General features: G+C 70.4%; 1 protein-coding gene (only partly in view). It reads right to left on the bottom strand.

What is annotated here, in order from left to right:
• Positions 1 to 13,352: the start of a non-ribosomal peptide synthase/polyketide synthase gene (locus tag ACYVN4_RS34415; RefSeq protein ID WP_460726364.1), read on the bottom strand. Its footprint begins 15,022 nt before the window's first position; only the first 13,352 of its 28,374 coding nucleotides appear in the window; it begins with the start codon at positions 13,350 to 13,352; the stop codon falls past the left edge of the window.

Raw genomic sequence — 13,352 nt, 5'->3', positions numbered from 1 at the left:
AGCATCTGCAGCGTCACCTCCGACGCGACGGTCGCGAAACCCTCGAGAGCGGGAGTGCCTGCGTGGCCCCATGTTTCGAGTCGTCCCGCCTCGGCGGGCGAGAGGACGTCGATGTCGCGCACCGCACGCCCGGGATCGGCGACGACGGCGCGCAACACCCGGTCCAGACGCTCGAGGAACGCGAACGCGGTGGCGGGATCGAAAAGGTCGGTGGCGTAACTCAGATCGACGGGCATCGCGCCGCGCCCATCGGGGGTGTCCGCCAGCGTCAGGGTCAGATCGAAGCGTTCGATACCGGTGTCGGCGCTCGACGGGGTGACCGCGAGGCCCGGAAGTCGCACGGCGGCCGGGTCGAGATTGTGGAAGGCCAGCATCACCTGGAACAGCGGGTGCTGGGCCTGACTGCGCGGCGGCTGCACCGCCTCGACCACCTGCTCGAACGGAATCTCGGCCTGCGCGAACGCATCCAGATCCACGCCGCGCACCCGATCCAGCAGGGCACTGAACGATTCGGCCGTGTCCACCCGGGTGCGCAGCACGACCGTATTGACGAACATGCCCACCAGGTCGTCCAACAGCGCCGAGCCGCGCCCGGAAACGGGTGTGCCGACGGCGATATCGGTGCTGCCCGACAGCCTCGACACGACCACGGTCACGGCCGCGTGGAACATCATGAACAGGGTGACACCGGCGGAGGCGGCCAGCTCGCGCAGACCGGCGACGACGTCGGGTTCGATGGTGAAGTGCTGGGTCGCGCCCCGGTGCGAGGCGACCGCCGGGCGCGGCCGATCCGACGGCAACTCCAGCACCTCGGGCAGGTCGCGCAATTGCCCGGTCCAGTAGCGAATCTGCTGCGCGAGCATCGAATCGGGATCCTCGGCCGAGCCGAGCAGCTCCCGCTGCCACAGCGCATAGTCCGCATACTGCAGTGGCAGCGGCTTCCAATCCGGTTGCCGGGCCGCGCCCCTGGCGGCGTAGGCGGTCGCCAGGTCACGCGCCAGCGGTGCCATCGAGAAGCCGTCGGCATTGATGTGATGGATGGCCAGGACGAGCACGAACTGTTCCGACCCCGGTGTCAGCAGCCTGGCGCGCAGCGGAATATGTTCGGCCACATCGAATCCCGCCGAGACGACGTCGGCGACCGCGCTCGCGAGTTCCGCCTCGGTCACCGACCGAGGGGTGAGGTCGATATCGACGGCCTCCGCGAGTTCGGCGACCGGTGCCACCGCTTGGTAGGGCACGCCGTCCACGTCGGGGTAGCGGGTCCGCAGCGCCTCGTGCCGGGCCAGCACATCCGTGATCGCCGCCGCGAGGGCCGCGACATCCAGTGCGCCCGACAGCCGCAACACCAGGGGAATGTTGTAGGACGCCGATTCGGGGGCGAAGCGGTTGACGAACCACATGCGCTGCTGTGCGAACGACAGCGGCACCCGCTGCGGGCGCGTCCACGGCCGCAGGCGGGGCGCCCGCGCCGGATCGGCTTCGGCCACCCGCCGCGACACCAGCCCGGCCAGTTCCGAGGCCACCGGATGCCCGAAGACGTGCCGCACGCCCACCGGCACCCGGGCGCTGTCGGTCAGCCGCGCCGATACCTGGGTCGCCGACAGCGAATTCCCGCCCAGCGCGAAGAAGTCGTCCTCGGCGCCGACCCGGGCCACCCCGAGCACGTCGGCATACACGGCCGTCACGAGTTCCTCGGCCGGTGTCGCGGGCGCCCGGTAGCGCGCGTGCGCCGAAATCGGTTCGGGCAGCGCGGCCTTGTCCAGCTTGCCGTTGACCGTCACCGGGAGGGCGTCCACGGCCATGACCACTTCCGGGACCATGAAACCGGGCAGTCGCCGTCCCAGCGTGCGCCGGACCCGGGCCGCGTCCAGCACCATTCGGGACTCGGTGACGACGTAGGCGACCAGGCGGTCACCCTGCGCCGAACCGTGCAGCAGGACCACGGCGTGCGTGACCCCGTCCTGCTCGCACAGGGCGGATTCGATCTCGCCGAGTTCGAGTCGCTGGCCGCGCAGCTTCACCTGCAGGTCGGCCCGGCCCACGAACTCCAGAACACCACTGCCCGAATCGGATTCGTCCCGCGTCCAGCGCACCAGGTCGCCGGTGCGATAGAGCCGCTGTCCCGGCGCGCCGAACGGATCGGCCACGAACCGGCTCGCCGTGAGCCCCGACCGACCTCGATATCCCCGTGCCACACCGGCACCCGACACGTACAGCTCACCCACGACACCCACCGGCACCGGTCGCAGCCAGCCATCCAGCACCAGCGCGGAGATGCCGCCGATGGCCGAGCCCATGGTGACCGGATCACCCGGGAGCAGGGCCGCGGTGCCCGTCACCCAGATGGTCGCCTCGGCCGGACCGTACAGGTTGTGCACGTGACGGCGCGCACCGAGATCGGTGGCGGCCCAGCGGGACAGGAGGGCGGGCGGGCACGCCTCGCCCGCGACGGTCAGCACCTCGAGATCGTCGAGACCGGTGGGATCGGTCGCGGCCGCCACCGTCGGGGTCAGCACGGCATGGGTCACCCGCTGAACCCGCATGAAGTCCGAGAGCTGTTGCCCGCCGTAGACCTCCGGCGGTGACATCACGAGGGTCGCGGCACCCGAGATCGCCAGCAGCAGTTCGAAGATCGCGGCGTCGAAGGTGCGCGCCGCCACGCTGAGCACGCGTGCGTCCGCGGTAATGCCGAAACGTTCACGCTGCGCGGCGCAGACGCCCGCCAGCCCGGCGTGCGTGACCTCGACACCCTTCGGGCGTCCCGTCGAGCCGGAGGTGTAGACGACGTAGGCCGTGCCGTCCGGTACCGGGGTACCCAGGCGTTCGGCCGCGGTGAGCGGGGTGCGCGGCAGGCGCGTCACCGCCGTCGCGACGTCGGGGGCGTCGAGGATCAGCCACGACAGGTCCGCGCCCGGCAGCGCCGCCGCGTGCCGGGCGGTCGTCATGCCCACGCGCACAGCGGAATCGGTGCACAGGTAGGTGTTGCGGTCGAGCGGATGCCCGGGATCCAGGGACAGGAATCCGGCCCCGGTCTTGGCGATCGCCCAGACCGCCGTCACCCATTCCAGCGAGCGCGGCACACCCACGGCCACCACGGATTCGGGGCCGACCTCGCGCCGGATCAGGAACCGCGCCAACTGATTCGAGCGCTCGTCGAGTTCGCGATACGAGACGGACCGCTCACCGTCGACCACCGCGCACCCGTCCGGTTCGGCGGCCACCGCGGCTGCCAGCAGTTCCGGCAGCGTCACCACATCGGTGGGCGCGGTGCGTTCATCGCCCCGGCCGAGGCGCAGCAGTCGCTGACGCTCCGGCTCCGGCAGCGCCTCGACAGCGCGGACCGGCACGGCCGGGTCGCGGGTGACCGCCCGCAACACCCGGTGCAACCGCCGGGCCAGCGCGGCCACGGTTGCGGCGTCGAAGGCATCCGGCCGGTACTGCAATCGCACGCGCAGCCCGTCGTGCACGGTGACACTGCACGTCAGCGGGTAGTGCGTGGCATCGCTGGCGGCGATCCCGGTGATCTCCAGGTCGCCGCGGCCGGTGAGCTGCCGAATGCGTTGGGCATCCAGCGGATACGACTCCAGCACCATCACGGTGTCGAAGAGGCGGTCCGTGCCGGTGCACGCGTGGATCTCGGTAAGCGCGAGGTGATGGTGGTCCAGCAGCGCCGCCTGCTCGCGCTGGATGCGCTCCCACAGGCGTGTGACGGTCTCGGCGGGATCCAGCCGCACCCGGGTCGGCACGGTATTGATGAACAGTCCGAGGGTGCGGTCGGCGTCGGGCAGCTCGCCCGGACGGCCGGACACCGTGCCGCCGAACACCACGTCGGTGCGACCGCTCAACTGCGCCACCATGATCGCCCACACCGATTGCAGGACGGTGTGCAGGGTGACACCGGCGGCAGCCGCCACCGCGGTCAGCTCGCGGGCCGCGGATTCGTCGAGAGTGAGCCATTCCTCGGCCACTTCGCCCCCGGCGGGGCGGGCGTCGGGTCCGGCGATCACGGTGGGTTCGGCGCCGTCGAGGGCCGCCGCCCAGGCCGCCACGGCCGCGTCCCGGTCGCGAGTCGCCGACCAGGACAGGAAGTCCCGGTACCGGTCGGCCGCGGTGCCCGCGCCGGTGGCGTAGCGGGTGAACAGGTCGGTGATCAGCAACGGGTAGGACCAGCCGTCGAGAATCAGGTGGTGATTGGTGAGGATCAGCGCCCACTGATCGCCACCCAGCTCGGCGACCGTGAACCGCAGCAGCGGGGCGAGCGCCGGATCGAATCGGCGGGCCTCGGCGGCCGCGGCCAGTTCGGCCAACCCGGCCTGCGGGTCGGCATGCCCGGTGAGATCGACGACCTGCCAGGGCAGTTCGACGTCCTCGCAGACCACCGCGATGCGAGCGCCGCCCCGGGTGGTGGTGAACGCGGTGCGCAGGCTCTGGTTCGCGTCCAGTTGCGCCTGTGCGGCGGCCCGCAGGCGTGCCACGTCCAGGCGGCCGTTCAGGCGCAGCATCAGCTGTGCCACATAGGCATCCACATCGGTGGCGAGATCGGCATGGAACAGTAGTCCGGTCTGCAGACCGGTCAGCGGCCATGCGTCGCTCAGCGAAGGGTAGGCCCGATCGAGGGTGGCGACCTCGGCGCGAGTGAGCGCCACCAGCTCGAAGTCGGACGGGGAATGCACAGCCGCACCGGCGGTTTCGGCGTGTTCGACGATCCCGGCGAGCGCCTCGGTCCACAGAGTGGCGAGTTCCTCGACATCGGCGGCGTCGAGCAGGGTGCGGGGGAATCGGAAGCTGGCCCGCAAACGGTCCTGCACCACAATGGCATTCACGTCGATCGCCAGGGTGACCGGCAGATCGGGATCGGGGGCGATGTCCACCTCGCCGTCGCCGATGCCGCCGGTACCCGCTTCGGCGCTCGTCACCCGGCCCAGGTAGTTGAACCCGATCCGGCCGGGCATCCGATCCGGCAGTGCCGCAGCGGTTTCGGCATTCAAGTAGCGCAGCAACCCGTAGCCCACGCCCTTGTCCGGGATCGACCGCAAGGTCTCCTTCACCGCGAACACCGCGTCCGCCACCGCATTCCCACCGGCGGTGACATCCACGAGATCGATATCGGTCAGGTCGAACCGCACCGGGAACATCGAGGTGAACCAGCCGACCGTCCGCGACAGGTCCGCGCCGGGAACGATCCGCTGCTCGCGACCGTGTCCCTCCAGCCGCAGCAAGACCGAGGATTCCTCGATGCCCTTGCGCGCCCTCCACATTCGCACCGCGACCGCGAACCCGGCCAGCAGCCCGTCCTCGATGCCGCCATGGAAGGCCGCCGGGACCGTGGACAGCAGTCCGCGGGTGACCTGCTCCGGCAGTTCGACCGACACCTCGTCGAGGGTGGCGGCGGTGTCGAGCGCCGGATCCAGCTCACGCCCACCCGGCAGCGGATCCGGCCCGGTCGCCATCGCCTGCCACAGACCCAACTCCTGCAGGCGAATCGGATCACTCGCGGCATCCACCACACCGTGCGCCCAGCGACGCATCGAAGTACCCACCGGCACCAACTCCGGCGTATCGCCCACGGCGACCTGTGCGAACGCCGACATCAGATCCGGCACCAGCACCCGCCACGACACCCCGTCGACGGCCAGGTGATGCACGATCACCAGCAGGCGGCCCGGTCCCGCAACGGCGAGTTGCCATACGCATCGCATCATCACACCGCTGTACGGATTCAACTGTGCAACAGCGGTATCCGCCACCTCGGCCAGATCTTCGCCGGGTGCGCACCGCAGGACCACGGCACCCGCGTCGACCGCGCCCGGCGGATCGACGACCAGCGCCCACTCCCCGGATTCGTTGCGCCGCAATCGCGAGCGCAACATGTCGTGCCGCTCCAGCAGCGCGCCTATCGCGGCGACCATGCCCGCCTCGGTCACATCTTCGGGCACCCGCACCACGATGTGCTGTTCGAAGCGCTGGAAGCCCTTGCCCCACTGCAGCATCCATTGCGCCACCGGCGGCAGCGGCAGCCCTCCCACGCCACCGCCCGGCAGCTCCGCGAGTTCCGCCGCGCCCGTCGCCCCCACCAGTGCCCGGCTCGCCAGGCGGGCCGGGGTGCGCTGCTCGAACACGTCGCGGGGAGCGAACGCCACGCCCCGCGCCCGCGCCTTGGCGACCACCTGGATCGAGACGATGGAATCGCCTCCCAGCGTGAAGAAGTCGTCATCGGCACCGACCTGCGCGAGCCCCAGGACCTCGGCGAACACCTCGGCCACCAGCTGCTCGACCGGCGTCGAGGGTGCCCGGAACTCGCGGACGGCGAAGACCGGTGCGGGCAGGGCACGGCGGTCGATCTTCCCGGTCGCGGTCAACGGCATCTCGTCGAGCACCAGTACGAGGTCCGGCACCATGTACGCGGGCAACCGGTGCGCCACGAACAGCCGGATCTGCTCCGGATCGAGCGCCAGGCCGGGGGCCGCCGCCACGTATCCCACCAGACGCGCGGTGCCGGTGGCGGTGTCGATGGCCGCCACGGCCTGTTCGACGCCCGCCACGGCCGCCAGCGCGGATTCGATCTCCCCGAGTTCGAGTCGCTGTCCGCGCACCTTGACCTGGAAGTCGCTGCGGCCCACGAACTCCAGCAGCCCGGTCTCGGGCTCGGATCCGGCCGTCCACCGCACCAGGTCGCCGGTGCGATACAGCCGCTGTCCCGGCGCACCGAACGGATCGGCCACGAATCGCTCGGCGGTCAGCCCGGGCCGACCCCGATACCCGCGCGCCACACCGGCACCCGACACATACAGCTCACCCACGACACCCATCGGCACCGGACGCATCCAGGCGTCCAGCACCACCGCGTGCGTGCCCGGAATCGGGGTGCCGATGCCGATCACGTGCTCTGGCAACAGTTCCGAGCCGGTGACCCAGATGGTCGCCTCGGCCGGGCCGTACAGGTTGTGCATCCGGCGAGTGCCCGCCGTATCGGTACCCGACCACCGTGCCACCAGTTGCTCCGAGCAGCGGTCACCGCCGGTCAGCAGCACCTGTAGCTCATCGAGCCCGGCCGGGTCCAGCGACATCGCCACCGCCGGGGTCACGAACGCATGACTGACTCGCTTGTCGCACACCAGTTCCCGCAGCGGCTCGCCGCCGTACACCTCCGGCGGCGCGACCACCAGCGCCGCACTCCCGGCGACCGCCAGCAGCAATTCCAGGATCGCCGCATCGAAGGTGCGCGCCGCGACCGCGAGTACCCGCGACCCGGCGTCGACCCCGCAGCGCCGGACGTGGTCGGCCACCGCGGCCGCGAGCCCGGCATGAGTGACCTCGACGCCCTTGGGGATGCCGGTCGAACCGGAGGTGTAGACGACATAGGCGGTGTTATCGACTCGCACAGCCGGATACGGGTCGGCATTCGCGCCGAGGGCGGACCGGTCGAACTCCTCGAGGTCGATGACCTGCGGCCCGAACTCCACGAGACCGCCGCGCGTGATCACCGCGCGGGCCCCGGAGTCGGTGCATACGAACCGATTCCGCTCCACCGGATGCGCCGGATCCAGCGACAGGAAGGCCGCGCCGGTCTTGGCGACCGCCCACACCGCGGACACCCAATCCAACGACCGGGGCAGTGCCAGAGCAACCACCGCTTCGGGGCCGATTCCCTGCCCGATCAGGTTGCGCGCCAGCCTGTTCGACTGCTCGTCGAGCTCGCGATACGACACCCGCGCGTCCCCGTCCACGACCGCGTCGCCCTCGGGGTTGCCCGCCACCGCGGCGGCCAGCAGTGCGGGCAACGTCACCGGTTCCGACGGATCCGGAGTGCCGTAGCCGCCCCACGCACCGACCAGCAATGCCCGCTCGGGTGTGGTCAGGACCTCGATCTCGCGCACCCGGACCTTGGGCTCGGCGGTCACGGCCCGCAGCACCCGCACCAGGCGGGCGGAAAGCGCCGCAACCGTCGACGGCTCGAAAAGGTCGGTGGCATAACCGAGTTCGACCGGGATCACACCGTCGCGGTCAGGAGTGTCGGTCAGGGTGAAGGTCAGGTCGAAGCGCTCGATGCCGGTGTCCGCGCCCGCGGCGCTCACCACCACGTCGGGCAGTTCCAGCCGGGCCTGATCGAGATTGTGGAAGGCCAGCATCACCTGGAACAGCGGGTGGTGGGCCTGGCTGCGCGGTGGGTCCAGGGCCTCCACGACCTGTTCGAACGGCACCTCCGCGTGCGCGAAGGCATCCAGGTCCACCGCGCGGATGTCGGCGAGCAGATCGGTGAACGAGGCGGACTCGTCGACCCGGGCGCGCAGCACCACGGTATTGACGAACATGCCGATGAGCCCGTCCAATTCGGCCGCGCCGCGCCCGGCCACCGGGGAACCCACCGCGATATCGCCGCCACCGGACAGCCGCGCCAGCACCACCGCCAGCGCCGCGTGGAAGACCATGAACATCGTCGCGCCGCGAGACTGCGCCAGCTTCTGCATGCCCGCCACTACACCGGGTTCGAGAGCGAAGCCGTGCGTCGCGCCCCGATGCGAGGCCACCGGCGGGCGTGGCCGATCGGTCGGCAGCGCCATCACCTCGGGCAGCTCGCTCAACTGCGCCGACCAGTACCGAAGCTGTTGTGCGAGGGGAGATTCCGGATTGTCGCCGGTTCCCGACCACTCCCGCTGCCACAGCGCGTAGTCGGCGTACTGCACCGGCAGCGGCTGCCAGTCCGGCTGCCGCCCGTCGTGGCGGGCGGTGTATGCCGTTGCCAGGTCACGCGCCAGCGGGGCCATCGAGAACCCGTCGGCATTGATGTGATGGACCACCAGCACCAGCACGAACTCGGTATCGCCGGTGGACAACAGCCGGGCACGCAGCGGAACCCGCTCGGCCACCTCGAATCCCGTCGAGACGACCTCGGATATGGCGGCCGCCAGCCCGGATTCGCGCACCGCGAGCGGCGTCAGATCCAGCTGCGCCGCATCCAGCTCCGCGACGGGCACCACGACCTGATACGGCACCCCGTCGGCGTCCGGATAGCGGGTGCGCAGCACCTCGTGCCGCGCGAGCACGTCCCACACGGCCGCACCCAGGGCCGCCACATCCAGTGCGCCGGACAGGCGGATCACCATGGGAATGTTGTAGGCGAGCGACTCCGGATCGAAACGGTTCACGAACCACATCCGCTGCTGCGCGAACGACAGCGGTACCCGCTCCGGACGCGGACGCGCACCCAGTTGCGGACCGTCGGCCACCGCCGGGGCCTGCGCCACCCGGGCCGCCAGCAGACCGGCGAGGGACCCCACCGCCGAGGCCTCGAACACGTCCCGGACCGCGACGGGGACACCCACACCGTCGGACAATCGCGCCGAAAGCCGCGTCGCCGAGAGCGAATTGCCGCCCAACACGAAGAAGTCGTCGTCCACACCGACCCGGTCCAGGCCGAGCACCTCGGCGAACACGGTGGCCACGATTTCCTCCACCGGGGTGGCGGGGGCCCGATACGTCGCGCGCGCCACCACCGGCGCGGGCAGTGCGGCCTTGTCCACCTTTCCGTTCACGGTCAACGGCAGGGCATCGAGCACCATCACGACATCGGGCACCATGTAGCCGGGCAGCAGCCCGGTCAGTTGTTCCCGCACCAGTGCGCCCAATGCCGCAGGGGCGCTCCAGGTCTCGTGCGGGCGCAGCAGTTCCGCGCGGCGGTCGTCGACGGCTCCGAGATCGGTCGCCAGGGAGGCCCGGTCCGCCGCGAGCGTGGCGCGCAGGGCGTAGACGATGTGCAGATCGGTGCCGATCACGTTCGGGGAGACCCGGGCCTCGACCTCGAATCCCCGCTGCGCCAGCAGCTTCTCGATGCGGGCCAGCCGGTCCTCGACATCGTGGACCTCGATCACCATGCGATCCACCAGCGGCCAGTGCCGCTCCTCGATGCCGTGCAGCGCATCGAGTTCGCTGCCCTCGACATCGAGCTTGAGCAGATCGATGTGCTCGATCGCGTACTCGTCCATGATGTGCGAGAGCGTGCGGATGGGGACCTCGACCTGCACGCAGTCCAGGCGGTCGGCGATCAGCTGATCGACCAGGCTGTCACCGAGTTCCTGTGTCTCCGCGCGGTATTCGTTGTGAATGAACGATTCCAGAATGTCGTGCTGCACCCGGCTGTCGGCGCCGCGGCCCGACAGCACCGACATCTCCGGGTAGTAGGTGAAGGTGTCGGTGGTGGCCTCCGCGCCGATGGCGTACGGGACCAGGGTGGCGTCCAGGTCGTGCAGGGCGGCATTGGCCTGGTACATGCGCCGTAGCTCGGGCATCGGTTCGACGGCGAAGATCTTGACGCCGGGCGACTTCCGCTTGGCGAAGACGGAGAACATGCCGACGTGCGCGCCGATATCGACGATGCAGCCGCGCTCGGGAATCGTGACGCCGCCGTGGCAGTATTCCTCGGTCTCGAAGATCTCGTCGTAGAGGAACTCGATATTGGAGCGGTTGCGGCCCACCATCGGCATGCCGTTGGGCAGCTCGTGCAATTCCTCGGGGGCGATGACGCCTTCGCTGCGCAGCCGCAGGCAGGCCGCCGCTGCGGTGGCGAAGCGGGGATCGGGGACCAGGTAGGCGACCAACTGGGTGTCACCGGGCGCCTCGGACCCGGCGCTGTGCGTGGCGACCACGGCCTGTGCGACGCAATCCTGTGCCGCGAGCAGGGATTCGATCTCGCCGAGTTCGATCCGGTAGCCGCGAATCTTCACCTGTTCGTCGGCGCGGCCGAGGTATTCCAGCACCCCGGGCTCGGTCCAGCGCACCACGTCACCGCTGCGGTAGAGGCGACCACCGGCGGCATCGAACGGGTCGGCGACGAAGCGCAGCGCGGTCAGCCCCGGGCGCGCGAGATACCCGCGAGCGACCTGTGCGCCCGCGACATAGAGTTCACCGGCGACACCGACCGGGACCGGGCGCAGCCACGAATCCAGCACGTAGGTCCGCAGATTCGCCAGCGGCACACCGATCGGGCTCGAGCCCGGCTCGGCGCGCCAATGCCGCTGCGCCAGTGGCTGTTCGGTGACGTGCACGGTGGTCTCGGTGATGCCGTACATGTTGACCAGCAGCGGCGCGTCCGGGCGATCGAGTACCGGCCAGCGCTGTAACCGGGTGGGGTCCAACGCTTCTCCGCCGAAGATCACCAGGCGCAGCGCCGAGCGGTCGTCCACCGCGCCGCGCCGCGATTCGATCAAGGCGTAGAACGCCGACGGAGTCTGATTGAGCACGGTCACGCCCTGCTCGACGATCAGCTCCCACAGCTCGAGCGGCGAATACGCCACCTCGCGCGGCACCACCACGACGCGGCCACCGTGCAGCAGCGCACCCCAGATCTCCCACACCGAGAAGTCGAAAGCCTGGGAGTGGCACCAGGTCCAGACATCCTCGGAGCCGAATCGGCACCACGGTTGGGTGCCGCGGAACAGGGAGACGGCGTTCGCGTGGGTTACCGCCACGCCCTTGGGCTTTCCGGTGGTGCCGGAGGTGTAGATGACGTAAGCGACATTGCCGGGGCGGGCGGCATCGGTCACCGTCGGTGCGACGGGACCGTCGGCATCCCCCGCATCGATGTGCAGTCGCGGGCTCTCGGCGGTGGCGACCAGATCCGCGGTGCTGTCGTCGAACAGGACCAGCGCGGGGGCGGCGTCGCTCAGGATGTAGGCGATGCGTTCCGGCGGGGAGGTCGGATCCAGCGGCACGTACGCGGCACCGGTCTCCAGGATGGCCAGCAGGGCGGTGATCAGCGCGCCGCCCTTGGGAAGCGCCACGGCCACCAGGGTTTCCGGCCCCGCCCCGCGCTCGGCCAGGAGGGCGGACAGCCGCCGGGCGCGTTGCTCCAGCTGCTCGTAGGTGAGGTGCTGCGCGCCGTCCACGATGGCGACGGCGGTCGGTGTCGCGGCCGCCTGCTCACGGAAGATCTTCACGAGGGTGGTGGTGGAATCGACCGATGGCACGGAATCGACGGGTGCGGTGTCGATCCACTCCCGCAGCACTCGGTCACGTTCCCCCCGCCCGAGCAACTCGAGGTCGCGAACCCGGGTGGCGGGCTCGCCGACCGCCCGCAGGAACACCGGCAGGAAGCGCAGGAACCGATCATGGTGCCGCGCAACCTCTTCGGGCGTGTACAGCACATGGTTGGCCACGAAATCCAGTCGGGTGGCGGTGGAGTCGGGTGTCTCGCCAGCACCCGCGTAGACGCTCACCGACAGATCCGACACCAGCCCCGGCGTCAGCACCCGCAGCCGCCCGGTGATCGGCCCCAGCACGACCTTGGTGTCGAACATCATCAGATCCACGTACGGCCCGAACACCTGGGTCTGCGGGGTGAGCCGCCCGATATCGCGGAACATGTCCTCCTGCCGGTACCGCTGGCGGCGCATCACCTCGATCAGCTGCCGCTGGGTCGCCTCGATCAGCTCGCCGACGGTCCCGCGCGGACCCGTCGTGATCCGGAAGGGCACGGTATTGGCCAGCATTCCGCCCGAGCGCAGGGCCGCGGTGGTGACGCGCGCGGACACCGGCAGGCTGAGCACGATGTCATCGCTGTCGGTCATGCGGCCCAGAAACAGCCCGAAGGCGGCCAGGATCGGCACGGCCGGATTGACCGAGGTCGCCTTGACCACGGCGGCCAGCAGTCCAGCGGTCTCGGCGGTGAGCACCCCGCTCACCGAGATCGGGTGCGCATCCGCCTGCGCGCCGCGCCCGGCCAGGCTGACCGGCGCGGGCAGTCCGGCCAGCTGCCGCTGCCAGAATTCGCGGTCGGTAGTGAAACGCTCCGAGGCCCGGTACTTTTCGTCGGCGGCCACCAGATCGGCGAGGCCCTGCACGCGCGCGGCCGCGGGCTCCTTGCCCTGCACCGCCGCGGTGTAGAGCTCGCCGACCCGTGACAGCAGGGTCATGGCGGCCAGCCCGTCCATCGCGATGTGGTGCGCGCGCAGGTACCACAGCCAGTGCCGCTCCCCCACCCGCAGCACCGCGGTCGCGATCAGCCGATCCCGGTGCAGGTCCACCGGCGCGCTGTACTCCGCGCGCATCCAATCATCCGCCGCCGCAAGCGGATCCGGCTCCGCACGCAGATCCAGCAGCCGGGTCGGCTCGTCGAGCGGCCGGTCGGTCGCCTGCATCGGACCGCCGTCGGTCTCGACCACCCGCAGCCGCGCGGCCCCGAACTCACCGGCCACCTGCCACAGCGATGCCATCAACAGTTCCACGTCGAGGTCGCCGTGCAGGTCGATACACAGGGCGTTGGTGATCGGGGTCGGCCCCGTCAGCTGTTGCGCGTACCAGATGCCCTGCTGCGCAGCCGACAACGGGAAAAGGACAGAACTGTGCCCGGTCAA

The organism is Nocardia heshunensis, assembly GCF_054782115.1.
The sequence above is the reverse complement of the archived record's forward strand: the minus strand, read 5'-3'. Positions and strand labels throughout refer to the sequence as shown.